Below are 23,977 nucleotides of genomic sequence, written 5' to 3' on the forward strand. Positions count from 1 at the left end.
AAGTCCCACTACTTCCGGGTTATGACCTATTACGTTTAATCGGGAATCAGGTTCGAAAATTCCAGAATTCTCAGGTGAATATGCGAATTTTCTCAGAATTGCCGGTGTCCGGACGGTTTCGGCTCAGCTCTCCTCAACGGTGATCCGGAGTCGCGGCTTGCGCTGGGATTCGGAGCTGTCCACGCGATCCCACACCGCATCCACGAGGGGCGCCAGCCGCATCTCACGTACCAGGGCCGCCAACGATCTGGGTCGGGTTTTCCCCCGACGGGCGGGCCTACGCGGCGGCGCGGGTCAACAAGATTCACGGTGGTACAAGCGAAATCATGAAGAAGATCATCAGTCGACCACTGTGACCACTCCGACCGCGAAGACGGGCTCAGGTGAGCGCGAGCTGTGCCATCGTTGAAGTATGAGTAGTGACGGGTACAGCGTCGATGACGACGACCAGTTGACTCAAGAGGACACTCTGCTCGACCGGGGTGTCGACGATCTGCTCGACGAGGGTTACTCGCCGCCCGATCGCTGGCGCGCACCACGCGACCACGAGACCCTCGATGAGCTGCTGGCCGAGGAAGAGCCTGATCCCGCGATGCAGCTCGCCGATTCCGACGACCCCGACGAGCAGGCCGGCGATGACGAGGTCGGGGACCGGCGTTCCGGTCGCCTGGTCGCCCCCAACGCCGGGTTCGGCGTGGACGACGAGGCGGAGCTGCTCGGGACTGACGTCGGCATCGACGGCGGTGCGGCCTCTGCCGAAGAGGCCGCGGTCCACATCATCCCGCCTTCGTCACCGGGTAGCGGTCCGTTGTTCTAGTGCCACCGACACGGTGAACACCAGCAGGCCGCCGACGGCCAGCACTGCGCCCGCCGCGGCGGGCGCGGTGTAACCGAGGCCGGCTGCGATCACCAGACCGCCCACCCAGGCGCCCGTGGCATTGCCGATGTTGAGCGCGGAATGGTTGAGTGCGGCGGCCAGCGTCTGCGCATCGTGGGCGACGTCCATCAGCCGGGTCTGCAGGGCGGGGCCGACGGCCGAGCCCGCCACACCGACACCGAACAACAGCGGCAGCGCGGTCCACGGGTTGTGCGATCCCATCGAGAACGCGGCCAGCAGTACCGCCAGCGAGCCCAGCGCCAGGTACAGCGCACGAACCACCGAGATGTCGGCCAACCGGCCGCCGATCAGGTTGCCGACGACCATGCCGAGGCCGAACACCATGAGCGCCACCGGAACCAGTGACCGCGGCAGTCCGGTCACGTCGGTCATCGTGGTGCTGATGTAGGTGTAGACCGCGAACATGCCCCCGAAGCCGATCATGCCGACGAGCACGGCGAGCCACACCTGGGGTCGGCGCAGCGCACTGAGTTCGGTCAGCGGACTGGTGACGTGCATGGACCGCAGATGCCGGGGCAGCCACCGCCACTGAGCGGCCAGCGTGATCAGGCCGATGCCGACCACCAGGCCGAACGCACTGCGCCAACCCAGCGCCTGACCGAGCCAGGACGCCAAGGGGACGCCCAGCACCGTCGCGACGGTCAGGCCGCACAGCACATAGGCCACGGCCTTGGCCCGGTTCTGTGGACCCATCAGGTGGGCGGCGGCCAGTGCGGCGATCCCGAAGAACGCGCCGTGCGGCAGGCCGGCGACGAACCGGGCGATCACCAGGGTCGGGTAGGTCGGCGCCAGCATGCTTGCCACATTGCCGAGGGTGAAGACCGCCATGAGGGTGAGCAGCAGAGCCTTGCGGGGCCACCGCGCGGTGAGGGCGGCGATGACGGGCGCGCCGACGACGACGCCCAGCGCATAGGCGGAGATGACGTGGCCTGCGGTGGGCTCGGTGATGCCGAACCCCGTCGCGATATCGGGCAGTAGGCCCATTGCGACGAATTCCGTGGTGCCGATCCCGAAGCCGCCGAGGGCCAGGGCGAACACTGCGAGCAGGCGCACCGTGGGGTCGGGAGCGACGATTGAGCGCGCACGTTCGAGGGAGGTCGTCATTCGCAGGCTTTCCGAGTTTTGCGTCTCCGGCTTTCGGGGGTGGCCGGACTGAGCTCTCGGGCAGCATTGGGCGAGAACGGCGGGTGCAACGCTAACGGGGCGGCGAGTGTTCCCTCAAGCCGCGGTTCGATGGTCCCGTTTTCCACACCTGGGCTGTCGGTCGGCGCCGGACACGACCCAGGTGTAGAAAACGGCGCAATGAAAGCGCCCTAGACCTTGGCGATGACGTTCTCGGCGAACTTCTCCAGGTGGCGGATCTTGCGATCGAGCGGCTCGGGGTCGTCGCCCATGATGTAGGGCACGCGGAAGCCCACGATCACGTCGGTGACGCCCTTGTCCTCGAGCCGTTTGATGCCGTCGAGGCTGTACGCGTCGCCTGAGATCACGTGGACCTCGAACGGACCGGTCTGGCCCTCCTCCTCGCGGAGCTCGTTCAGCCGGGTCAGCAGCTTGTCGAGTTCCTCGGGGCTGCCGCCGCCGTGCATCCAGCCGTCGTTGCGCGCCGCGCGGCGCAGGGCCGCCTCGGCGTGCCCGCCGACGAGGATGGACACCGGCTTCGACGGCGCCGGGGTCATCTTGGTCTTGGGGATGTCGTAGAACTCCCCGTGGTATTCGAAGTACTCACCGCTGGTCAGCCCGCGGATGATGTCGATGCACTCGTCCATCCGCTTGCCGCGCCGAGCGAACGGCACGCCCATCAACTCGTAGTCCTCGGGCCACGGGCTGGTGCCGACCCCGAGCCCCAGCCGGTTGTCGAACAACGCATTGAGCGAGCCGACCTGCTTGGCCACCAGGGCGGGCGGGCGGATCGGCAGCTTGAGCACGAAGAAGTTGAACTTGAGCGTGGTGGTGACCGCGCACAGGGCCGAGGCCATCACGAAGGCTTCGACAAATGCCTTGCCGTCCAGGAACTCCCGGTTGCCGTCCGGGGTGTACGGGTACTTGGAGTCGGATTCGAAGGGGTAGGCGACGCTGTCGGCAATCGTCATGGCGTGATAGCCGGCCGCCTCGGCCGCCTGGGCCAGCGGGATGTAGTAGGTGGGATCGGTCATGGCTTCGGCATAGGTGAACCGCATGGCGTACACACTAGAACGTGTTCTAGTTCCGTGGGGCCGATCGGGCAGGCATGATGACCGGGTGCCTGCCTGGCTGACCCGCAACGTCCGGGTGCTGTCGGCGGTGTCCTTCCTGCAGGATGCCGCGAGCGAACTTCTCTACCCGCTGTTGCCCATCTATCTGACGGCCGTGCTCGGTGCCCCGCCCGCGGTGGTCGGTGCGGTGGAGGGCGCCGCCGAGGGCGCGGCCGCGATGACCAAGCTGGCCGCAGGCCCGCTCGGCGACCGATTCTCCAAACGCCCCTTGATCGCCACCGGCTACGGGATGGCAGCCCTGGGCAAGGTCATGGTCGCGGCGGCGAGCGCATGGTCGGGTGTGCTCGCGGGTCGTGTGGTGGACCGGCTCGGCAAGGGTGTCCGCGGCGCGCCACGTGACGCCCTGCTGGTCGCCGATGTCGACGAGGCCGCTCGCGGCCGGGTCTTCGGATTCCACCGGGCGATGGACACCATGGGCGCCGTCGTCGGGCCCCTGCTCGGGTTGGCCGGCTATGAGCTGCTCGACCATCAGATCGCGCCGCTGCTGTGGGTGGCCGTGGTGCCCGCGGTGCTCAGCGTCGCCCTGGTGTTCCTGGTCGCCGAGAAACGTCGGACCGAGCCGCGCAGGGAACGCCAGCCGGTGTTCGCCCGTGTGCGCGACCTGCCCGGACGGTACTGGCGGGTGACGGCCGTGCTGGTGGCGTTCGGCCTGGTGAATTTCCCGGACGCGCTGCTGTTGTTGAGGCTCAACGAGATCGGCTTCTCGGTCGTCGAGGTGATCCTGGCCTACGTCACCTACAACGCGGTGTACGCCGTCTCCAGTTTCCCGGCCGGGCTGCTGGCCGACCGGATCGGCCGGCTGCCGGTGTTCGGTATCGGCCTGGTGTTCTTCGCGATCGGCTACGCCGGGCTGGGGTTGACGACCGATCCGCTGCTGGCCTGGCTGCTGATCGGGGCCTACGGCCTGTTCACCGGCTGCACCGACGGGGTCAGCAAGGCTTGGGTGTCCTCGTTGGTCGGCTCCGACCTGCAGGGTAGTGCGCAGGGAGTCTTCCAGGGGCTCAGCGGATTCGCGATGCTGGGCGCCGGAGTGTGGGCCGGGCTGCTCTGGACCGCTGTTCCAGGTCAACCCGGCCAGCTGCCACTGCTGATCTCAGGGATCTGCGGGGCAGTGTTCGCGGTCGGGTTACTCGGCCGCTCGGTACTTACCCGGCGACGCTGACGTCTGTCCCGTCGGCGCCGTCCAGCTCAAACGGCGGTTCGCCGACGCCGGATACCGAGTGGGTGCCCTGCGAGGTGCGCTCGGTGATGCGGGCGTCGACGGTGCGGGTGCCGATGCTCAGCCGTACCGGCCCGGCCGCGACGGTGCTGGGCGCATCGAGAATCGTTCCGCGCCAGTGGTACTTGCCGTCGATCGGATCCAGGTGGCCGGCCAGCCGCACATTCACCCGGCGATCGCCGTCACCGGTGTCGAGGATGGCGAGCCCGTCGTACACCTCTTCGGTGACGTCGGCCTCGGAACCCGCGCCGGAACCGGCAGCCGCGGTGAGTCGCAGCGGTGTCTTCGCCGGCAGGAAGCCGGAGCGCCGCCACATGCGGCGGCCGATGCGGCCCATCAGTCCGACCTCTTCGAGGAAGGCGGCCAGCGGGGCGAATCCGGAGATCTGCACCTCGCGACGGTGTGCGCTGGCCCGGGCCATCCGGCGGGCGGCGCGGGCGTCCAGGCCGACGCGCGCATACTGCACCTTGTTGGTGAACAGGTAGCGGAAGAACAACCCGCCGACCCCGTTCAGGTTGGCCACCCACACGCGCTGGTACCAACGCATCGACGGAGTGCGCTGGCGCAGGCCGTCACGGGCGAACTGGATGTGGCGGGCCTCCTCGGTGACGTGAATACGCATGAGCCGCTGCACCATCGGCTGCAACTCGGGGTCATCCATCATCTGCCGCTGCAGCGAGTCGAAAATCTCCTCACCGATCAGCGCGGCCACCCACAGCACCGATCCGCGGAAGACGAACGGCAGCGAGTTGATGATCATGCGCTGGTACAGCCGCGGCCGCACCGGCTTGGCGCCGATCTTGTCGATGGCCTTGCCGAACATCACCATGTGACGGGTCTCGTCGCCGAGTTCGGTGAGCTCGTAGTGCGTGGAATTCGAGGTGGGGTCCTGGTGCATCATCTTGCGCAGCAGCGACTGGTTGAGGATGTTCTCGAACCAGATGCCCGCCGAGAGGGTGTTGGCCAGCTCCTCGCGGGACAGCTCGATCTGCTCCTCGCGGGACATGCTGTCCCACAACGGGGTCCCGTACAGCGACACGATCCTCGGCGGCAAGAAGAACTTGTCCGGATCGATCGGCGCCTGCCAATCGATGTCCACCACCGGCGCGTACGACTTGCGAACCGAACCCTTGAGCAGGCGTTCTGCGAACGCATCCCGCCGCGCGGCGTTGGCCGAGCCTCCGCCGGGTCTGACCGAAGTTGTCACCGTTGACGTTCCCTTCGTTTGTGGTCCCCCTCTTTCCGACGGTAGGGACCGACAATGCAAGATGTCAATACCCCGGGTACCGGATACTTGGGGTCCCCGGTTTCGGTTCGGTTAATCTTCGACAGTGCGTCGCATCCATGTCATCGGAATCGGAGCCGGTGATCCGGACTTCGTCACGGCCCAGGCCGTTTCCGCGCTCAACGACACCCAGGTGTTCTTCGCGATGGACAAGGCCCCGCGTCGGGCCCGCACGCGAGGAGGACAAACGGCGGAAGCCGCCGACGATCTGGTCGCGGTGCGCAAGCAGATCTGCGACCGGTTCATCACCGAACCCGGCTACCGTTTCGTCGAGCTGGTCGACCCGCCGCGCGCCGCGGCCGACGACGCACCGGGTTACCGCCAGGTCGTGGCGGACTGGCATGCCGAGCGGGCCCGGATCTGGGCCGAGGCCATCGAAACCGAACTCGACGCCGACGGCGTCGGGGCCTTTCTGGCCTGGGGGGATCCGTCGCTGTACGACAGCACGCTGCGGATCCTGGAGATGGTCGGGCAGCACGTCGAGTTCACCTACGACGTCATCCCCGGCATCACCGCGATCCAGGTGCTGACCGCACGGCACCGTATCCCGCTCAACGACGTCGGCGAACCGGTGCTGATCACCACCGGGCGCCAGTTGCGGGAGCACGGGCTGACCGGAAGCGCCGTGGTGATGCTCGACGCCGACTGCACGTTTACGCAGTGCCCGCCGCAGACCCGGATCTGGTGGGGCGCCTATCTGGGTACGCCTGACGAGTTGCTCTATGCGGGAACGGTCGAGGAGATCGGCGACGAAATCGTTGCTGCGCGTGCCGAAGCCAGAACCCGTCACGGCTGGATCATGGACACGTACCTACTGCGCTCGGCAGACTAGACCGCCATGAGCTCATTTCTCCTGCGCGCCGCGATAACCGGATTCGCGCTCTGGGTGGTCACTCTCGTCGTGCCGGGGATCTACTTCATCGGCGGTGACTCGACCATCGCCAGGGTCGGCATCATCTTCGTCGTCGCGGTGATCTTCGGTCTGGTCAACGCGTTCGTCAAGCCGATCGTGCAGATCCTGTCGATCCCGCTCTACATCCTCACGCTCGGCCTGATCCATATCGTGATCAATGCGCTGATGCTGTGGATCACCTCGTGGATCACCGATCACACCACGCACTGGGGCCTGCACATCGACCAGTTCTGGTGGACCGCCATCTGGGCGGCGATCGTGCTGTCGCTGGTGAGCTGGCTACTGTCGTTCGTCAAGGCTCTCGCGTAGGGCGCACGCCTGCTCGGTCAGCGCCGCCGCGGTGTCTGCCGCCGCGTCGGCGCCGGCCTCGGTGTCGCCGTCGTGCTCGGCACCCCAGCAGGCCGCCAGCGTGCGGTAGGCGAGTTGTTCGGTGGCCACGACCGTCGGCCACATGCGTTCGGCCCCAAGGCGTTGCGCGGGTGATCCGCCGACACTGGCGTCATAGGCCGGCAGCAGTTCCATCGCCCGCAGCTGCAGATCCCGCCGCTCGGTGCGGGCGGCCGGTGACGTGGCGTCGTCTGCCGCCAGGTGAGGCAAGGTCGCGGTGACCGCGTCGAGCGTGCCCGTGATCGCCTTCGGCAGGCCGGTCGGGTGGCGCAGACGTTGGGTCGCCCAGTACACCGCCAGGGCAACCGCACATCCGATCAGGGTGTCGCTGCCGCGGGTCAGCAGCAGTTCGCCGAGATTGTCGACGGGTTGGCCGCCGGAGGCGATGGTGAGGGCGGCGGGCGTGATGAATACGACGGCCAGAGTGTAGTTGCGCAGCACGTACATCTCGATGGTGAACTGCAGCGCACCGATCACCAGTACCAGCCACAGACCTTGCGGGTGCAACGCGAGGATCACCCCGGCCACGCCGAGTCCGAGCCACGTGCCGAGCGTCCGTTCGACCCCGCGAGCCACGGTGCGTTGCCAGTCGAAGCCCTGATGCAGCATCAGCACCGCGGCGGCCATGGCCCAGTACGCGTGGGTCATGGTCAGGGCCTGCGAGATCAGCACGGCGATGACGCCCGAGAACAACACCGCGACGGCGACCCGCGCCGCGAGTTGCAGCGACACCGAACCCGGCGTCAGCGCCCGGCGCAGCAGTTGCACGACGCTGGGCCGGCCGAGCGGAACTCCTTCGGCGCCATGTTCATCGGTGATCGCGTCGGCGGGCACGGTGGCCAGATGGCGGGCCAGGGCGGCGCCGTCGAATGCCAGCGGCTCACCGGCGTCGGCGGCGCGCATGGCCTCGGCGAACAGCACGTGCAGCCGCCGGTTGACGACCCGCAACCGATACAGCGCCTGGTCCGGTTTCGGTTGCACCGGTTGATAAGTGACCAGCGTGACCCACGCGGTGTGCAGCAGGAGCGCGGCCCGGTGTCGAGTGTCGGCTGCGGGGTTTTCGACGTAGGCCGCGACGGCGCCGGCAGCCGCGGCCACCGCAGCCTTCTCCGGTCCGCGTGGACGGACCAGTGCGCCGGACATGTGCACCAGCCAGGAGAACGCGCCGCCCGCGAGGACCAGCGTGGCGTGATGAGCCGGGCTCAGGTGCAGCGTGGCCGGGGTGCCGGTGCCCGCCGCGCACGCCAGCACCACCATGTAGGCCCCGGGTGGTCCGACGCTCAGGGCATGACAGACCAGGGTGGCCACCGCGGCGATCATCGTCACAGTCAGCACGCCGAGCCAGGGTGTCGACGATGCCCAGTCCCCGAGGGCCACCGCGGCCGCGAAGCTCACGACGACCACCGCCAGGAACCCGCCTCGGTTCAGATACGGGCGGCCACTGCCGTACAGGGAGGTGAAGCCGCCGATGGTGGCGATCAACCCGGCGGTGGTGTCGCCGGCCAGCCAGCCCACCAGAACCGGTACGGCCATGCAGATTCCGGCGCGCAGTGCGAACGGCCACCGGCGCGGCACGCTGTTGATCACGAAGATGTGCCGCAGCGGGTTGGTCGCTCGGGGAGCAGGCCGGTTGGACATGTCTACAGCATGCTCGGCGTTTCGCTGACACACTGGAGCCATGCCTGAACTGCCCGAAGTCGAGGCGTTGGCCGATCATCTGCGCCGGCATGCGACGGACCGGGTGGTCACCCGGATCGACGTGTCCGCGCTGTCGGTGCTCAAGACGTTCGATCCGCCGACGACGGCGTTGCACGGCCAGACCGTCACCGGAGCGAACCGCTGGGGTAAGTACCTCGGTATCGAATTGGGCGCGGAGTCGGGGCCTCTCTATCTGATCACGCACCTGTCCCGGGCGGGTTGGTTGCGTTGGTCGGACAAACTGGCGACGACGCCGCTCAAGCCGGGCAAGGGGCCGATCGCCCTGCGCGTGCACCTTGGAGACGGGCTGGGTTTCGACCTGACCGAGGCCGGGACGCAGAAGCGGTTGGCGGTCTGGATCGTCTCCGATCCACTCGACGTGCCGCAGATCGCGGCGCTCGGGCCCGATGCGTTGTCGCTGGATTCGGCCGGGTTGGCCGGTGTGCTGGCCGGGCAGGGCGGACGGATCAAGACGGTGATCACCGATCAGAAGGTGATCGCCGGGATCGGCAACGCCTACAGCGACGAGATCCTGCACGTGGCCAAGCTGTCGCCGTTCGCGACCGCGGGCAAGCTGACCGACGCCCAACTCTGCGCGCTGCATGACGCGATGATCTCGGTGCTCACCGATGCGGTGACGCGGTCGGTGGGCCAGCAGGCCGCGACGCTCAAGGGGGAGAAGCGGTCTGGCCTGCGGGTACACGCCCGCACCGGGCTGCCGTGCCCGGTGTGCGGGGACACCGTGCGGGAGGTGTCTTTTGCCGACAAGTCGTTCCAGTACTGCCCGACGTGTCAGACCGGCGGCAAGGTGCTGGCCGACCGGCGGATGTCGCGACTGCTCAAGTAGACCGCGTTTTTGACAGTTGTCTAACTCGGTTATCCTGCAGCGATGACCCGTCAGAAGATCCTCATCACCGGTGCCAGCTCCGGACTGGGCGCGGGCATGGCCCGTCAATTCGCAGCCAAGGGCCGGGACCTGGCGCTGTGTGCCCGTCGTACCGAGCGGCTCGACGAGCTCAAGGCCGAGCTGGCCGACCGGCACCCCTACATCAAGGTCGCGGTCGCCGCGTTGGACGTCAACGACCATGAGGCTGTGCCACGGGTGTTCGGCGAGCTGTCCGAGGAACTCGGCGGCATCGATCGCGTGATCGTCAACGCGGGCATCGGCAAGGGCTGGCCGCTGGGCGAGGGCAAGCCGTGGGCCAACAAGGCCACCATCGAAACCAACCTGATCGCCGGCCTGGTACAGATCGAGACGGCGCTGGAGATGTTCAAGAAGTCCGGAAGCGGTCACCTCGTGTTGATCTCGTCGGTGCTGGGCAACACCGGTGTGCCCGGCGGCAAGGCCGCCTACTGCGCTTCGAAGGCCGGGATGACATCACTGGGAGAGTCGTTGCGCGCCGAGTACGACAAGGGCCCGATCCGGGTGACGGTGATCGAGCCGGGTTACATCGAGTCGGAGATGACCGCCAAGTCGGCGACCACGATGCTCATGGTCGACAACGAGACCGGCGTGCGCGCCATGGTCGAGGCCATCGAGAAGGAGAAGGGTCGCGCCGTCGTGCCGCGCTGGCCGTGGGCGCCGCTGACCCAGGTGTTGCGATTGCTGCCGCCCAAGTACACCAAGCGTTTCGCCTAGTCGCAGACGTCACACCCGACCCAGATGCTGATAGGCGGGCAGCCCGGAATCTGTTGCCGAAGATGCTGAAACCGACTGGAGTGACGCAAGTACTTACTGGTCGTGGGGTCAGAGCGGCCCACGGTACGTATGTGGCGAAAGTCGCTGAAAAGTCGCTCACAGGCGGGCAGACCACCCTCGCCTTCCGCTGCGCGACACCCCCGGGGTTTCAGCGCCCGGCCAAGCTGGGTAGACCACCGTCATGACCTCAAAACTGATTGCCTCGATGTTCTTTGCAGGCGCTGCGGCTGGGGCTGTCGCATTCGCTCCGGTTGCCGCGGCTGACCCTCCTCCGCCGCCCCCGTGCATGAATGCCGACGGCACCGCGTGCGCCGACATGGGCACCGCCGGTCCCGGCGGTGCCAGCGGCGCGATTCCCGGTGGCCCCGGCGGTACAGCCGGCCCGGGTGGCGCCAGTGGCGTGATTCCCGGTGGTCCTGGCGGGGCTGCCGGTCCCGAGGGTGCTACCGGTGCGATTCCCGGTGGCCCCGGCGGCACGGCCGGTCCGGGTGGTGCCAGTGGCTGTATCCCGAACGTGGGCTGCGCGACGGTTCCGGGGATGCCCTAAGCCGAGCGGCCGCGCTCGACTCGATACCGGCGCACCAGCGCATCGGTCGACGAGTCCGACTGCGTGCCCGGTGACTCCGATTCGGTGATCACCGGCAGCAGCGCCTTGGCCTGGGTCTTGCCGAGCTCGACGCCCCACTGATCGAAGGAGTCGATCCCCCACACCACTCCCTCGGTGAACACCTGGTGTTCGTAGAGGGCGATGAGCTGACCCACCACCGACGGCGTCAACCTGGTTGCCAGGATTGACGTCGTCGGTCGGTTTCCGGGCATCACCTTGTGCGGCACCACCGCGGCCGAAGTGCCTTCCGCCGCAATGGCTTCGGCCGTCTTGCCGAACGCCAGCACCTGAGTCTGGGCGAAGAAGTTGCTCATCAACAGGTCATGCATGCTGCCGGTGCCGTCCGCCGTGGGCAGGTCGTCGGTGGGTTGCGAGAAGCCGATGAAGTCGGCAGGCACCAGTCGGGTGCCCTGGTGCAGCAGCTGATAGAACGCGTGCTGACCGTTGGTTCCCGGCTCGCCCCAGAAGATCTCACCGGTATCGGTGGTGACGGCGGTGCCGTCGGCACGCACCGACTTGCCGTTGGACTCCATGGTCAACTGCTGCAGATACGCCGCGAACCGGGACAGGTCGTTGGAGTACGGCAGCACCGCACGTGATTGTGCGCCAAAGAAATTCGAGTACCACAGGCCGATCAGTCCCAACAGTGCCGGGGCATTCTCGGCCAGCGGCGCGGTGCGGAAGTGTTCGTCGACCAAGTGGAACCCGGCGAGGAATTCGGCGAACCGCTCGCGGCCGATCACAGCCATCACGGACAACCCGATCGCCGAGTCCACCGAGTACCGGCCGCCTACCCAGTCCCAGAACCCGAACATGTTGTCGGTGTCGATGCCGAACTCGCCCACCAGCTTCGCGTTGGTGGACACCGCCACGAAATGCTTCGCGACGGCATCTTCGCCGAGGGCATCGGCCAGCCAGCGGCGCGCGGCGGTGGCGTTGGTCAGCGTCTCCAGCGTGGAGAACGTCTTGGACGCAACGATGAAAAGCGTTGTGGCCGGGTCCAAATCAGCGAGTGTCGCGACCAGGTCGGCGGGGTCGACGTTCGACACGAAGCGGGCGCTGATGCCGGCGTCGGCGTAGTGGCGCAGCGCGTCGTACACCATCACCGGGCCCAGGTCGGAACCGCCGATGCCGATGTTGACCACGGTCTTGATGCGCTCGCCGGTGGCGCCGGACCACTCGCCGCTGCGCAGCCGGTCGGTGAACCCACCCGTGCGATCGAGGACCTCGTGCACGTCGGCCACCACGTCCTGGCCGTCAACAGTCAACGATGCATCGGCGGGCAGCCGCAGCGCGGTGTGCAGCACCGCGCGGTTTTCGGAGGTGTTGATGTGCTCCCCGGCGAACATGGCATCGCGCCGGGCCTCCAGCCCGGCGGCGCGCGCCAGGTCGGCCAGCAATTCCAGCGTCCGGCGCGTGACGCGGTGCTTGCTGTAATCGATGTAGAGATCGCCGACGGTCAACACAAGTTCGGTTCCGCGGGCCGGATCCTCGGCGAAAAGCTCCGTCAAATGGATGTCGCGGATCTCGTCGTAGTGCTTCGACAAAGCCTGCCAGGCGGGGGTTGCGGAGATGTCAGCACTCATTCTCTCGACCTTAGTGCGGCGCTTGATTCGAAGGTGTACATGATTGATGTATGGCCATTGAAGACTTGATTTCATCCGTGCCCACGGGTCTTTGGATCGGTGGTGAGGAACGCCAGGCCGCGTCGACGTTCAATGTGCTCGATCCGAGCGACGATCAGGTGTTGGCCACCGTGGCCGACGCGGCCGCCGCCGACGCCGTCGCCGCACTGGACGCCGCATGCGCAGTGCAGGCCGAATGGGCCGCAACCGCGCCGCGCAAGCGAGGCGAGATCCTTCGTTCGGTGTTCGAGAAGATCACCGAACGCGCCGACGACATCGCCGCGTTGATGACCCTGGAGATGGGCAAGGTCGTCGCCGAGAGCAAGGGCGAGGTCGCCTACGGCGCCGAGTTCTTCCGATGGTTCTCCGAAGAAGCGGTGCGCATCGCCGGTCGCTACACCCCGGCGCCGGCGGGCACCGGTCGGATCCTCGTCACCAAGCAGGCCGTCGGCCCGTGCTACGCGATCACGCCATGGAACTTCCCGCTGGCCATGGGCACTCGCAAGATGGGGCCTGCCTTCGCCGCGGGCTGCACCATGATCGTCAAACCCGCGCAGGAAACTCCGCTGACGATGCTGCTGCTGGCCAAGCTGATGGATGAGGCCGGCCTGCCCAAGGGCGTGCTCTCGGTGCTGCCGACCAGCAACCCGGGTGCGGTGACCACCGCACTGATCGATGACGGCCGGCTGCGCAAGCTCACCTTCACCGGCTCCACCGGGGTGGGCAAGGCACTCGTGAAGCAATCCGCCGACAAGCTGCTGCGCACGTCGATGGAGTTGGGCGGGAACGCTCCGTTCATCGTGTTCGACGATGCCGACGTGGACGCGGCGGTCGACGGTGCGATCCTGGCCAAGATGCGCAACGGCGGAGAGGCCTGCACCGCCGCCAACCGCTTCCACGTGGCCAACTCGGTGCGCGAGGAGTTCACCGACAAGCTCGTCAAGCGGATGAGCGAGTTCACGCTCGGCAAGGGCATCGACCCCGCGTCCACGTTGGGCCCCCTCATCAACTCCAAGCAGGTCGCCACCGTCACCGAACTCGTCTCCGACGCGGTGTCGAAAGGGGCGACCGTCGCGGTCGGCGGCGTCGCCCCCGGCGGTCCCGGCAACTTCTACCCGGCCACGGTGCTCGCCGACGTGCCTGCCGACGCCCGCATCCTCAAGGAGGAGATCTTCGGCCCCGTCGCGCCGATCGCCGGGTTCGACACCGAGGACGAGGGTGTGGCCGCCGCGAACAACACCCAATACGGCTTGGCTGCTTACGTTTACACCCAGTCGCTGGACCGCGCGTTGCGGGTGGCCGAGCGCATCGAATCCGGCATGGTCGGCATCAACCGCGGTGTCATCTCCGATGCGGCCGCACCGTTCGGCGGCATCAAGGAGTCCGGCTTCGGGCGTGAGGGCGGGTCCGAGGGCATCGAGGAGTACCTCGACACGAAATATATTGCGCTAACCCGTTAGCGCCTCGTCGCGCCTTCCCGATTCGGCGCCCGACGCCCCCTAAACTCGGGAGCTCGGAAGCCAGGACGGGAGGGCATGACGTGACTGCGGCGCCAGTCCGTGCTGCCAGTCGGCGTCGGCGTGCCTCCATCCGGCGTGACATCCCTGCACTCGACGGAATCCGCGCGATCGCGGTGGCCCTGGTGCTGGCCGGCCACGGCGGGGTGCCCGGTGTGGCCGGAGGTTTCATCGGTGTCGACGTCTTCTTCGTGCTCAGCGGATTCCTGATCACCTCACTGCTGCTCGACGAGTTCCGGCGCACCGAGCGCATCGACCTCAAAGGCTTCTGGATCCGCCGGGCCAAGCGCCTGCTGCCGGCGATGGTGCTGATGACCCTGGCCGTTGTGATCGCCCGCCCGCTGTTCCCGTCCGATGCGGTGACCTCACTTCGCGAGGACGCGGTCGGGGCGTTCGTCTGGATGGCCAACTGGGTGTTCGTCGCCGCCGACACTGACTACTTCAGCCAGGGCGCCACCCCCTCCCCGTTGCAGCACACCTGGTCGCTGGCTGTCGAGGAGCAGTACTACCTGCTGTGGCCACTGGTGGTGCTGGCCGCGGCGCTCCTGGTACGGCGCCGCTCGACCGGAGCGGTCCGTGTGGTGGTCTTCGTGCTCGCCGTGCTCGGCGTAGCCGGCTCGGCCGTGGCGGCGATCCTGTTGTCCGGCGATGCCGGTGAGCTCAACCGCGTGTACTTCGGCACCGACACCCGGGCGCAGGCGCTGCTGATCGGCGCGGCCGCCGCGGCGCTGCTGGTGCGTGACTGGTCGGCGCTGACCGTGTCGGGCACGCTGATCCGGACCCGGTGGCGGCGCTGGGTCGCCTGGACATTGCCGGTGATCGGGGTCGCGGTGCTGGCGTTGGCTGCGCACCTGGCGACCGGCAGTGCCGACGAATTCCACCACGGGCTGCTGATCGTGGTGGCCGTGGGCGCCGTCCTCGTCGTCGCCCCCGTCGCACTGGACCAGGACGGCTATGTCGCGCGGGCACTGGCCTGGTACCCGTTGGTCACCCTCGGCGTCATCTCCTACGGCGTCTACCTGTGGCACTGGCCGATCTTCTTGATCCTCAACGGCGAACGCACCGGCCTGGCCGGCTGGTCACTGCTGGCGCTGCGGTGTGCGGTGACGATCGCGGTGTCGTGGGTGTCGTGGTGGGCGATCGAGCAGCCGGTCCGGCACTGGCGCCCGCAGCACGTCCCGATGCTGCGGCTGGCGGCGGCCACGGTGGCCACCGCCGCGGTGGTGACGATGACGATCGTCCCGGTCGGCGTCCCGACGCGCCCGGCGGGCCCGGACGTGATGGCCGCCGCCGCATCCGAGCAGGACATCGGCGCGGAGCGGGCCGTCCCGGTGGGACCGGTACCGGCGCTTCCGCCCGGCACGCGGACCGTTGCGGTGTTCGGCGACTCGGTGGCGTGGACGTTGATGCGGTATCTGCCCGCCACGCCGGGTTTTCATTTCAGCGATTACACGACCATCGGCTGCGGCATCGCCCGCGGTGGACCGTACCGGTCGGCCGGGGAGACGCTGAACCAGAAGCCGGAGTGCGATTCCTGGCCGGAGCGCTGGGCCCAGCGGATCGCCCATGACCGGCCCGACACCGTGCTGTTGATGATCGGGCGCTGGGAGGTTGTGGACCGGACCTGGCACGGGCGGTGGATGCACGTCGGCAACGACGCCTACGACGCCTATCTCAAAGGTGAGCTGCAGCGCGCATTGGACATCCTCAGCGCGACCGGCGCCCGCGTCGTGGTGACCACGGCGCCGTACAACCGGCGCGGCGAGCGGTCCGACGGGACGCTGTATCCCGAGGATCAGCCGGGCCGGGTGCAGGCCTGGAACACCATGCTGCGCAATGTGGCCAGCCAACGGGCAGGCGTGTCGGTGCTGGATTTCAACGACAAGCTCAACCCGGACGGCAAGTACACCGCGAAGATCAACGGGGTCCGGATGCGCAGCGACGGCGTGCACCCGACGTCCGAGGCGGTCCAGTGGCTGACGCCGTGGCTGCTCGATTCGCTCAACACGCCCGCCAAACCGGCGGGACCGGCCAAACCGGCGGTGCGCTAGGGCCTAGTGGCCGAGTCGGCCGCGGCCGAGCTGCAGCAGCAGAATGGCCAGGTCTTTGCCTTCGGGGCCGAGCACGCTGTACCGCTCGATGACCTGCATCTCGCGGCTGTGCACCAGGCGGGTGCCGCCGGAGGCCATCCGGGCCTTGCCGATCAGCTTGGAAACCTCGGCGCGGCGCTGGACCGCGGCAAGGATGGTGGCGTCGAGCTCGTCTATCTCCCGGCGCAGGTCATCGATCTCAGGCACAGGCTGATCGTCTCAGTCGGCCCGTGCCAGCGCAAAACTGTCCCCGCTCAGCGGTAAGTTTGAACGCAAGATGACCACTTCCCCCGTCTCCAGTGACACGGACCAACTCCACTCGGATCTGCTCGAAGGCCTGAACCCTCAGCAGCGCCAGGCGGTGCTGCACGAAGGGACGCCGTTGCTGATCGTCGCGGGTGCCGGGTCGGGTAAGACAGCCGTGCTGACCAGGCGTATCGCTTATATTCTCGCGGCACGTGACGTGGGCGTGGGGCAGATCCTGGCCATCACCTTCACCAACAAGGCGGCCGCCGAGATGCGCGAGCGGGTGGTGAGCCTGGTCGGCCCCAAGGCTCGAAATATGTGGGTGTCCACCTTCCACTCCACCTGCGTGCGGATCCTGCGTAACCAGGCTTCGCTGCTGCCGGGGCTGAACTCCAATTTCTCGATCTACGACTCGGACGATTCCCGGCGCCTGCTGATGATGATCGGCAAGGACATGGGGTTGGACACCAAGCGGTATTCGCCGCGGCTGCTGGCCAACGGCATCTCGAACCTGAAGAACGAGCTGATCGGCCCCGAGCAGGCGGCGGCCGAGGCCTCGGAGGCGGCCGAGGAGATGGCCGGCATCATCGCCCAGGTCTATGGCGAGTATCAGCGCAGGCTGCGCGCGGCCAATGCGCTGGACTTCGACGATCTGATCGGCGAGACGGTCGGGATCCTGCAGGCCTTCCCGCAGATCGCCCAGTACTACCGCCGCCGGTTCCGCCACATCCTGGTCGACGAGTACCAGGACACCAACCATGCGCAGTACGTGTTGGTGCGCGAGTTGGTGGGGCATCATCTCGACGAGAACGACGGGGTGGCGGCGTCCGAGCTGTGCGTGGTGGGTGACGCCGATCAGTCCATCTACGCATTCCGCGGCGCGACGATCCGCAACATCGAGGACTTCGAGCGCGACTACCCGGACGCGACGACCATCCTGTTGGAACAGAATTACCGCTCCACCCAGACCATCCTGAACGCGGCCAACTCGGTGATCGCCCGCAACACGGGCCGCCGGGAGAAGCGGTTGTGGACCGAGGAAGGCGAGGGCGAGCTGATCGTCGGCTATGTGGCCGACAACGAACACGACGAGGCCCGGTTCGTCGCCTCGGAGATCGACTCGCTCGCCGACAGCGAGGGCCTGAAATACGGTGACGTCGCGGTGTTCTACCGCACCAACAACTCCTCGCGCGCGCTGGAGGAAGTGTTCATCCGCGCCGGCATCCCGTACAAGGTCGTCGGCGGGGTGCGGTTCTACGAGCGCCGCGAGATCCGCGACATCGTCGCCTACCTGCGGGTGTTGGACAATCCGGGTGACTCGGTGAGCATGCGTCGCATCCTCAACACGCCGCGGCGCGGCATCGGTGACCGGGCCGAGGCCTGCGTCGCGGTCTACGCCGAGAACACCGGCGCCAGCTTCAACGATGCGCTGCAGGCCGCCGCCGAGGGTCGGGTGCCGATGCTCAACTCCCGCTCGGAGAAGGCCATCGCGAGCTTCGTGCAGATGCTCGACCAGTTGCGGGCCAAGCTCGATGACGAACTCGGCGACCTGGTGGAGGCCGTGCTCGAGCGCACCGGCTACCGCCGCGAGCTGGAGGCCTCCAGCGATCCGCAGGATCTGGCCCGGTTGGACAACCTCAACGAATTGGTCAGCGTCGCACACGAATTCAGCACCGACCTGGCCAATGCCCGGGCCCTGGCCGAACAGGGCGAGGGCGAGCCGGTCGACGAGGACATCCCCGACACCGGGGTGCTGGCCCAGTTCCTGGAACGGGTTTCGCTGGTGGCCGACGCCGACGAGATCCCCGAAGACGGTGCGGGCGTGGTGACGATGATGACCCTGCACACCGCCAAGGGGCTGGAGTTCCCGGCGGTGTTCGTCACCGGCTGGGAGGACGGCATGTTCCCGCACATGCGGGCACTGGGCGATCCCAATGAGTTGTCCGAGGAACGCCGGTTGGCCTACGTAGGCATCACCCGGGCCCGTAAGCGCCTCTACCTGAGCCGGGCCAAGGTGCGGTCGTCGTGGGGTCAGCCCATGCTCAACCCGGAATCGCGGTTCCTGCGCGAGATTCCGGAAGACCTGATCAATTGGCGACGTGTCGAGCAGCCGTCGTCGTCGATGAGTGCGCCGGTCGGCAATGCCGGCCGCTACGGCAGCCCGCGTCCGTCGCCGTCACGGCCGGCGCCGGCCCGCAACCGTCCGGTGATCACGCTGGAGCCCGGCGACCGGGTCACTCACGACAAGTACGGCCTGGGCCGCGTCGAGGAAGTCTCGGGCATGGGCGAATCGGCGATGTCACTGATCGACTTCGGTAGTGCGGGCCGCGTCAAGCTCATGCACAATCACGCACCGGTGCAAAAGCTCTAAGGCTTGCCGAGCCGGTCCAACCGAAGGACGTGGCTCACGTCCGGCGCCAGGCCCAGCAGCAGGGCTGCCGCGGCGGCGGTGAAAACTGATGCGCTGAACGGTGTCTCGAATCCGGCGAAGAAGAACATCGAGAGGCCGAAGACGATCAGTGTCGCGGCGCTGGCAAACGACACCCACCGCAGGGCGACGCCCAACAGCAGTCCCACGGCGAGGATGATCTCGGCGATTGTCGCGAGCCAGACCGTCAGGTCCAGCCAGACGCCGGAAAGGTAAGGCGCCAGGACCCCGACATAGGCGGTGAAGGACTCGAAGTTCCCCCAACCGACATTCGGTGTACCAGGCGGTCCCCACAGCCCGAACCGGTCGGCGACGGCGGACAGGAATGCCGCGGCCAAAGCCAGCCGTGCGAAAACGGTTGCTCCGTGGAGCAATAGTTTGTTCTCGGATGGCTCCGATCCTTTGGCTTCCGCAGTCGCGTCGTCAGACATGGGTCAAGGATGACCGCCGGACGGCTGTGCGGCAACGGGTCCCGGGTGATTCCAGGGCCCGTCGGCCAGTATCGCGGGGGCGCCCAGCCGAGGCTCGGCCAGGGGTGGAATGGAGGCCAGCGCGGGATTCTGGTCGAGGCGGGACCCGGGGGAGCGGCCCCGGCCCCAGCCGACCATCTCCCGGTAGCCGCCGAGCAGGCCGGCCTCGGCGACCGCGGATTCATTCGCATGCGGGCTGTCGGCGCCGGCGGGCACGGAGACCGGCGAGACGTAGAGCGCATCGGTGGGGCAGTACGCCTCGCACATGAAGCAGGTCTGACAGTCGGACTGGCGCGCGATGACGGGCACCCCGTCGCTTCCACGGTCGAAGACGTCGGTGGGGCACACCTTGACACAGACGTCGCACTTGATGCATGCGGTGGCGCTGACGATCTCGATCACGCCACGGCCTCCGAAGAGATGAGTTGCGGGGCAACGGGATCAGGGCCGGTCCAGATCTCGTCGAGGCCGCCGACCAGGATGCGGTGCTCGAAGCGGTGATCCGATTCGGGCAGATCCTCGCGGCGGTGCAGGCCGCGGGTCTCGGGCCGGGCCAGGGAAGCGGCCGTGATCCAGCGTGCCGCAGCCACCATGGCGACCGCCTGACGCTGCTTGTAGACCTCGCGCGCCGGAACCGGGGCCAGGCCGTCGGCGATGTCGCGCCACACGGTTTCCAGGATATCGGCCGACTCATGAAGCCGCTCAGCTGATTTCAGATAGCTGCGCTGCGGCGGCAGGACGTGCGACTGGGCCACTGTCACCACCTCCTCGACGGTGGGCGCGCCGGAGCGTGCCGGCGGAGTGGGCGGTGCCGCCGCGGCCGTGGGGACCCGTCGGGTGCGGCTGAACTCCGCGGCACCCCGTCCGGCGAACGTGCCCGAGGCGATCGCCCAGGAGCCGTTGCGGCTGCCGCCGCCCGAGAGCGAGCCGGTGATGAGCTCGCGGGTCGCGGCATCGCCGGCCGCATACAGTCCGGGAACCGTCGTCGCACAATCCGGCCCGACCAGCCGCAGGCCACCCGTGCCGCGCACCGATCCCTCGTAGACCATCCGGATCGGGTAGGCCGTGGTGAACGGGTCGATACCGGCCTTGTCCAGCGGCAGAAAGTAGTTCGGCTGAGCGTCGCGCATGGTCTGGCGGATGTGTGCGGGGGCGCGGTCCAGCCGGGTGAACACTCGCTCGCCGCGGGTCAGTGCCCGCTGGGCGTCCTGCCGTCCGCTCAACCCACGTTGCGTGCTGAACGGTCGACCGTGCTCGTCATAGAAGCTGCCCCACTGCAGCATTCGGCCCTTGGTGTGTACGCCCCATTCGGGGGCCAGTGCGTAGGCGGTGCAGAACTCCATGCCCGACAGATGCGCCCCGTGTTCGGCCGCCATCAGCAGACCCTCGCCGGTGTCGACGTTGGTGCCGAAGGTTCCGGACAGGAAGGCGGTTCCGCCGGTGGCCAGCACGACGGCAGCCGCGGTGATCTGCCAGGGCCGGCCGCCGTCCTGGCGGGCGATACCGGTGGCGCCGGTGACGACGCCGTCGGGGTCGGCGGTCAGCTGCAGCGCCGGGTGGTGGTCGAGGATCAGCACTCCACTGCGATGAGCCTTGCGGCGCATCCGGCGCATGTACTCCGGGCCCTGGAGGCTGCTGCGCATCTCCCGGCCGTCGGCGCCCACCGGGAAGGGATAGCCCCACTCGGAGAGCTGCTTGAGCCGGTCCCACGAAGTCGCCAGGACCCGGAACATCCACTCGGAGTCGGTGATCCGACCCGCGGCCAGCTCACGTTCGCGTACTGAATCCTCGCGCCGCGGGCCGGGGCCGACCGCCCACAGGTTGTTGCCGCCGGCGGCCGTCGCCCCGCTGGTGCCGCAATAGCCCTTGTCCACCAGGACGACCCGGGCACCGGACTCGGTGGCGGAGATGGCGGCCCAGGTGGCTGCGGGCCCCCCGCCGATCACCAGGACGTCGGTGCTCAGTGCATGAGGGTCAGCGGGAGCGGTCATGGCCTACTTCCTCTCGGACGCCGAGTTCGGCCAGCAGCGCGCGGCGCAGATCGTCGAAACCGTCGTCGCTGCGGGTGCGGGGGAAGGGCAGTTCGACACGACGGTCCAGGGATACGCGCCCGCCGGAGAGCACCACGACCCGGTCGGCCAGCAGGATCGCCTCGTCGACGTCATGGGTGACGTGCAGGACTGCCATGTGCCTGCGTGACCACAGCTCATGCAGCAGGCCGTACATCTTGAGCCGGGTGAGCGCGTCGAGCGCGCCGAACGGTTCGTCGAGCAGCAACAGGTCGGGTTCGCGGACCAGGGCGCGGGCCAGGGAAACCCGTTGCGCCTCACCGCCGGACAGTGACAACGGCCAGGCCCTGGTCTTGTCGGTGAGGCCTACTTCCTCGAGCGCGGCCCGCCCGCGCGCGGTCCGGCTGGGCGCGTCGGGTCCGGCGTCGGGCAGTGCGAAGGTCACGTTGGCCAGGGCGCGCCGCCAGGGCAGCAGCCGCGGGTTCTGGAACACCACCGCCCGCGAGCGGGGCACCTTCGCCGAGCCGGTGACTTGGTCGTCTAGCCCGGCCAGCACGCGCAGCAGGGTGCTCTTGCCGGAACCGGACCGGCCGAGCATCGCGACGAATTCGCCGTCGGCGATCCGCAATTCGAGGTCGTCGAGCACCTGCTGATCGCCGAATGCGCGCCGCAGGCCGTGTACCTCGACGACCGGTGCGTTCATGCGGGCGCTCCGAGACCCTCGAAACCGTTGCGCCAGGACAGCAGGAGCCGTTCCAGCAGCCGCACCAGGGTGTAGGACAGCAGGCCCGCGACCGCGTAGATGACGATCACCAGCAGTGACACGTCGAACTGCAGGTTGGTCTGGGCTCGTGACATCAGGTAGCCGATGCCCTGGGTGGTGTTGATCATCTCGGCGAAGATCAGGCTCAACCAGGCACTGGAGAGCCCCAGTCGCAGGCCGACCAGGAAATTCGGCATCGCCCCGGGCAGGATCACCTGGGTGATCAAGGTGTGGCGTGGGGCCTCGAGAGTCTGCGCCATCTCCACGAGTTGCCGGTCCACACCACGGATTCCGGAGTAGGTGTTGATGTAGATCGCGATCGCCACGCCCGTGGTGATCAACACGATCTTGGGACCCTCGCCAATGCCCATCCAGATGATCAGCAGTGGGGTCAACGCGAAATTCGGTACCGCCTTGAGGATCTGCATCGTCCAGTCGAGCAGGTCCTCACCGGTGCGCGTGAGGCCGGCGAGGACCGCGAGCCCGACCCCGATGACGATGCCCAGCACTGTGCCGGTCAGCACCCGGACGGCCGAAGCGCCGACGTGTGTGGCGAGCTGCCCGTCGCCGAGCAGGCGCCACGCGGTGGCGGCCACCTGGGTCGGCGGCGGAAAGAGGTCGGTGTTGAGGAACCCGGTGGCGGAGCCGACGGTCCAGATCGCCAGGATCAGCGCGGGACTCATCAGACGGCGCACGGGCCGAGGAAGGCGCGCCCACAGGCCTTTTCGGCGGCCTCGGCCGCCGACGACCTCGATGAGTTCGGGACGCACGGCTCGGGCCCGGACGGCGGTCGCGGTGCTCACTGCGGCGGTCATGACTTCGCCCCGGCCCATTCCCGGACCGAGTACTCGTGGTCGAACGACCCGTCGGCGTTGAGGAACTTGTAGGCGGCCTCGAGCTGGTCCACACCGACCTGGGGGAACGGTTCGGTATTGAATTCCTCGGCACGGGTGGACTTCTGGACGAACTTCAGGTCGGTGTCGTCGGTCTGTGCGACCCAGGACAGATAGTCGTCGAAGTTCTCGGTGATGTCGCGATTGACGGTGGTGACCGCCTGCTGCCAGGCGCCGGCGAACTCGGGGTGGGCGTCGGTGAACGAGCGCAGGGCGATGTTGGTGCCGGTGCTGCCGAAGCCGTGCCGTGACAGGCTGTCGATGATCGGGAAGCCCTTGGATTCCAGCTCGGCTGCGCTGGAGCCGGTCACGATGGCCGCGTCGATCTTTCCGGAACTCAGCCCGGCGATGGACTCGGGGGTGGGGACGTCACGCACGTGGATCTGGCCGGTCAGGCCGGCGGCGTCGATGAGTTGTCTGGCGGCGCGGTCGCGGATGGTGCCCTGCGGCGCGGTGATGTCCTTGCCGGCCAGCCCCTTGATCTCGGTGGGTCCGCCCTTGGCGCCCACCAACCAGGCGTCGCCGTTCACTGAATCCAGCGACAGCAGAATCACTTTCGGGTCACGACTGCGTGCCCGCAATCCGGGGTTGTCGCCGATGGCGGCGACGTCGATGGCGCCGGCGAACAGCGCTGAGGCAACATCGCTGCCGGACTGGAAGAACGAGTACTCGATCTTGCCGACCCCGGCGGATTTCAGCTGTTCGTTCAGGATGCCCTGTCGGTCGCCCCAGCCCAGGGACCCCGCGGGGGTTCCGGTCACCGAGGTCGCCCCGACGCGCAGGGTGTAGCCGTCGGCGTTGTTGTCGTTGGCGCTGCAAGAGATTGCGGTGGTGATGACGGTGAGCGCAAATGCGGTGCGCAACAGGCGGTTGAACATGGGAGCGGGCCTCCGGGGTGTCAAGGCGTGAGCACACGCGAATCGGCCCCAGTAGACGCCCGGCCCGATTCCGGGTCGACGGTTTGGCTCAGGCAGA

At 67.8% G+C, this 23,977-nt stretch carries 22 protein-coding genes and 1 pseudogene; 11 read left to right on the forward strand and 12 right to left on the reverse strand.

Going from position 1 to position 23,977, the window contains the following annotated elements:
- Nucleotides 1-412: 412 nt before the first annotated feature.
- The gene (locus AB0I14_RS20515; protein WP_358025322.1) at nt 413-817 is read left to right on the forward strand and encodes a DUF5709 domain-containing protein; all 405 of its coding nucleotides are present in this window, start codon (nt 413-415) and stop codon (nt 815-817) included.
- Here AB0I14_RS20515 and AB0I14_RS20520 read toward each other — a convergent pair.
- On the reverse strand, nt 791-2,002 hold the full coding sequence (locus tag AB0I14_RS20520) for an MFS transporter (protein ID WP_358025324.1): 1,212 nt from the start codon (nt 2,000-2,002) through the stop codon (nt 791-793). The two genes, AB0I14_RS20515 and AB0I14_RS20520, sit on opposite strands and share 27 nt — an antisense overlap.
- 209 nt (nt 2,003-2,211) lie before the next feature.
- Nucleotides 2,212-3,078, reverse strand: coding sequence for an LLM class flavin-dependent oxidoreductase (locus tag AB0I14_RS20525; protein ID WP_358025326.1), 867 nt, complete (start codon nt 3,076-3,078; stop codon nt 2,212-2,214).
- Between the two features lie 61 nt (nt 3,079-3,139).
- Here AB0I14_RS20525 and AB0I14_RS20530 point away from each other — a divergent pair, with 61 nt between their 5' ends.
- Nucleotides 3,140-4,315: an MFS transporter gene (locus tag AB0I14_RS20530; protein ID WP_358025328.1), complete on the forward strand. Its 1,176-nt coding sequence runs from the start codon at nt 3,140-3,142 to the stop codon at nt 4,313-4,315.
- Here the strand turns inward: AB0I14_RS20530 and AB0I14_RS20535 are convergent.
- The gene (locus tag AB0I14_RS20535; RefSeq protein WP_358025330.1) at nt 4,299-5,579 is read right to left on the reverse strand and encodes a diiron oxygenase; all 1,281 of its coding nucleotides are present in this window, start codon (nt 5,577-5,579) and stop codon (nt 4,299-4,301) included. The two genes, AB0I14_RS20530 and AB0I14_RS20535, sit on opposite strands and share 17 nt — an antisense overlap.
- A 124-nt stretch (nt 5,580-5,703) precedes the next feature.
- Here AB0I14_RS20535 and cobF point away from each other — a divergent pair, with 124 nt between their 5' ends.
- Entirely contained in the window at nt 5,704-6,489 is a 786-nt protein-coding gene (cobF, locus tag AB0I14_RS20540) for a precorrin-6A synthase (deacetylating) (protein WP_358025332.1), read from the forward strand.
- 6 nt (nt 6,490-6,495) lie between these two features.
- Nucleotides 6,496-6,879, forward strand: coding sequence for a phage holin family protein (locus AB0I14_RS20545; RefSeq protein ID WP_358025334.1), 384 nt, complete (start codon nt 6,496-6,498; stop codon nt 6,877-6,879).
- On the opposite strand, the gene AB0I14_RS20550 is transcribed toward AB0I14_RS20545, so the two are convergent.
- Nucleotides 6,850-8,595, reverse strand: a complete 1,746-nt coding sequence (locus AB0I14_RS20550) for an FUSC family protein (RefSeq protein ID WP_358025336.1) — start codon at nt 8,593-8,595, stop codon at nt 6,850-6,852. The genes AB0I14_RS20545 and AB0I14_RS20550 overlap by 30 nt on opposite strands.
- A gap of 40 nt (nt 8,596-8,635) precedes the next feature.
- Between AB0I14_RS20550 and AB0I14_RS20555 the strand changes: the two are divergent.
- The 4 genes and pseudogenes from AB0I14_RS20555 to AB0I14_RS20570 all read left to right on the forward strand — a co-directional run.
- A pseudogene (locus AB0I14_RS20555) lies at nt 8,636-8,896 on the forward strand (DNA-formamidopyrimidine glycosylase family protein); the annotation flags it as partial.
- A gap of 138 nt (nt 8,897-9,034) precedes the next feature.
- Nucleotides 9,035-9,502 (forward strand): zinc finger domain-containing protein, encoded by a 468-nt coding sequence (locus AB0I14_RS20560; protein WP_358025515.1) that lies wholly within the window; start codon nt 9,035-9,037, stop codon nt 9,500-9,502.
- A 42-nt stretch (nt 9,503-9,544) separates the two neighbouring features.
- A complete protein-coding gene (locus AB0I14_RS20565; protein ID WP_358025338.1) occupies nt 9,545-10,294 on the forward strand; it encodes an SDR family oxidoreductase in 750 nt (249 codons plus the stop codon).
- A 241-nt stretch (nt 10,295-10,535) separates the two neighbouring features.
- Entirely contained in the window at nt 10,536-10,901 is a 366-nt protein-coding gene (locus AB0I14_RS20570; protein WP_358025340.1) for a hypothetical protein, read from the forward strand.
- Here the strand turns inward: AB0I14_RS20570 and pgi are convergent.
- The gene (pgi, locus tag AB0I14_RS20575; protein ID WP_358025342.1) at nt 10,898-12,547 is read right to left on the reverse strand and encodes a glucose-6-phosphate isomerase; all 1,650 of its coding nucleotides are present in this window, start codon (nt 12,545-12,547) and stop codon (nt 10,898-10,900) included. The two genes, AB0I14_RS20570 and pgi, sit on opposite strands and share 4 nt — an antisense overlap.
- Nucleotides 12,548-12,597: 50 nt before the next feature.
- Here pgi and AB0I14_RS20580 point away from each other — a divergent pair, with 50 nt between their 5' ends.
- Both AB0I14_RS20580 and AB0I14_RS20585 read left to right on the forward strand, forming a co-directional pair.
- Complete coding sequence (locus AB0I14_RS20580) at nt 12,598-14,046, forward strand: NAD-dependent succinate-semialdehyde dehydrogenase (protein WP_358025344.1); 1,449 nt, start codon at nt 12,598-12,600, stop codon at nt 14,044-14,046.
- A gap of 80 nt (nt 14,047-14,126) precedes the next feature.
- Nucleotides 14,127-16,154: an acyltransferase family protein gene (locus AB0I14_RS20585; RefSeq protein WP_358025346.1), complete on the forward strand. Its 2,028-nt coding sequence runs from the start codon at nt 14,127-14,129 to the stop codon at nt 16,152-16,154.
- Nucleotides 16,155-16,157: 3 nt separating this feature from the next.
- Here AB0I14_RS20585 and AB0I14_RS20590 read toward each other — a convergent pair whose 3' ends face one another.
- Nucleotides 16,158-16,400: a chorismate mutase gene (locus AB0I14_RS20590; protein ID WP_090518080.1), complete on the reverse strand. Its 243-nt coding sequence runs from the start codon at nt 16,398-16,400 to the stop codon at nt 16,158-16,160.
- A 70-nt stretch (nt 16,401-16,470) separates the two neighbouring features.
- Here AB0I14_RS20590 and pcrA point away from each other — a divergent pair, with 70 nt between their 5' ends.
- Nucleotides 16,471-18,810: a DNA helicase PcrA gene (gene pcrA / locus AB0I14_RS20595; protein ID WP_358025348.1), complete on the forward strand. Its 2,340-nt coding sequence runs from the start codon at nt 16,471-16,473 to the stop codon at nt 18,808-18,810.
- On the opposite strand, the gene AB0I14_RS20600 is transcribed toward pcrA, so the two are convergent.
- The 6 genes from AB0I14_RS20600 to AB0I14_RS20625 are packed head-to-tail and all read right to left on the reverse strand — an operon-like array spanning nt 18,807 to nt 23,880.
- Nucleotides 18,807-19,298 carry a hypothetical protein gene (locus tag AB0I14_RS20600; protein WP_358025350.1) on the reverse strand — a complete coding sequence of 164 codons (492 nt, stop codon included), beginning with the start codon at nt 19,296-19,298 and terminating at the stop codon, nt 18,807-18,809. The two genes, pcrA and AB0I14_RS20600, sit on opposite strands and share 4 nt — an antisense overlap.
- Before the next feature lie 3 nt (nt 19,299-19,301).
- A complete protein-coding gene (locus AB0I14_RS20605) occupies nt 19,302-19,739 on the reverse strand; it encodes a ferredoxin family protein (protein ID WP_358025352.1) in 438 nt (145 codons plus the stop codon).
- Nucleotides 19,736-21,328: an FAD-binding protein gene (locus tag AB0I14_RS20610; RefSeq protein WP_358025354.1), complete on the reverse strand. Its 1,593-nt coding sequence runs from the start codon at nt 21,326-21,328 to the stop codon at nt 19,736-19,738. Before AB0I14_RS20610 ends, AB0I14_RS20605 begins: the two co-directional genes overlap by 4 nt.
- Nucleotides 21,312-22,049: an ABC transporter ATP-binding protein gene (locus AB0I14_RS20615; protein WP_358025356.1), complete on the reverse strand. Its 738-nt coding sequence runs from the start codon at nt 22,047-22,049 to the stop codon at nt 21,312-21,314. Before AB0I14_RS20615 ends, AB0I14_RS20610 begins: the two co-directional genes overlap by 17 nt.
- Nucleotides 22,046-22,924, reverse strand: coding sequence for an ABC transporter permease (locus AB0I14_RS20620; RefSeq protein WP_358025358.1), 879 nt, complete (start codon nt 22,922-22,924; stop codon nt 22,046-22,048). Before AB0I14_RS20620 ends, AB0I14_RS20615 begins: the two co-directional genes overlap by 4 nt.
- Entirely contained in the window at nt 22,921-23,880 is a 960-nt protein-coding gene (locus AB0I14_RS20625) for an ABC transporter substrate-binding protein (RefSeq protein WP_358025360.1), read from the reverse strand. Before AB0I14_RS20625 ends, AB0I14_RS20620 begins: the two co-directional genes overlap by 4 nt.
- Nucleotides 23,881-23,977: the final 97 nt, after the last annotated feature.

Source organism: Mycobacterium sp. NPDC050441, from assembly GCF_040655355.1.
Classification (GTDB): domain Bacteria; phylum Actinomycetota; class Actinomycetes; order Mycobacteriales; family Mycobacteriaceae; genus Mycobacterium.

What these genes read in the sequence shown, in the direction of transcription:
- AB0I14_RS20620 (WP_358025358.1), bottom strand. Translation starts at nt 22,924, where the DNA reads ATGACCGCCGCAGTGAGCACCGCGACCGCCGTCCGGGCCCGAGCCGTG.
- AB0I14_RS20625 (WP_358025360.1), bottom strand. Translation starts at nt 23,880, where the DNA reads ATGTTCAACCGCCTGTTGCGCACCGCATTTGCGCTCACCGTCATCACC.
- AB0I14_RS20545 (WP_358025334.1), top strand. Translation starts at nt 6,496, where the DNA reads ATGAGCTCATTTCTCCTGCGCGCCGCGATAACCGGATTCGCGCTCTGG.
- AB0I14_RS20570 (WP_358025340.1), top strand. Translation starts at nt 10,536, where the DNA reads ATGACCTCAAAACTGATTGCCTCGATGTTCTTTGCAGGCGCTGCGGCT.
- AB0I14_RS20580 (WP_358025344.1), top strand. Translation starts at nt 12,598, where the DNA reads ATGGCCATTGAAGACTTGATTTCATCCGTGCCCACGGGTCTTTGGATC.
- AB0I14_RS20615 (WP_358025356.1), bottom strand. Translation starts at nt 22,049, where the DNA reads ATGAACGCACCGGTCGTCGAGGTACACGGCCTGCGGCGCGCATTCGGC.
- pcrA (WP_358025348.1), top strand. Translation starts at nt 16,471, where the DNA reads ATGACCACTTCCCCCGTCTCCAGTGACACGGACCAACTCCACTCGGAT.
- AB0I14_RS20520 (WP_358025324.1), bottom strand. Translation starts at nt 2,002, where the DNA reads ATGACGACCTCCCTCGAACGTGCGCGCTCAATCGTCGCTCCCGACCCC.
- AB0I14_RS20565 (WP_358025338.1), top strand. Translation starts at nt 9,545, where the DNA reads ATGACCCGTCAGAAGATCCTCATCACCGGTGCCAGCTCCGGACTGGGC.
- AB0I14_RS20610 (WP_358025354.1), bottom strand. Translation starts at nt 21,328, where the DNA reads ATGACCGCTCCCGCTGACCCTCATGCACTGAGCACCGACGTCCTGGTG.
- AB0I14_RS20525 (WP_358025326.1), bottom strand. Translation starts at nt 3,078, where the DNA reads ATGCGGTTCACCTATGCCGAAGCCATGACCGATCCCACCTACTACATC.
- AB0I14_RS20600 (WP_358025350.1), bottom strand. Translation starts at nt 19,298, where the DNA reads ATGTCTGACGACGCGACTGCGGAAGCCAAAGGATCGGAGCCATCCGAG.
- AB0I14_RS20515 (WP_358025322.1), top strand. Translation starts at nt 413, where the DNA reads ATGAGTAGTGACGGGTACAGCGTCGATGACGACGACCAGTTGACTCAA.
- pgi (WP_358025342.1), bottom strand. Translation starts at nt 12,547, where the DNA reads ATGAGTGCTGACATCTCCGCAACCCCCGCCTGGCAGGCTTTGTCGAAG.
- AB0I14_RS20550 (WP_358025336.1), bottom strand. Translation starts at nt 8,595, where the DNA reads ATGTCCAACCGGCCTGCTCCCCGAGCGACCAACCCGCTGCGGCACATC.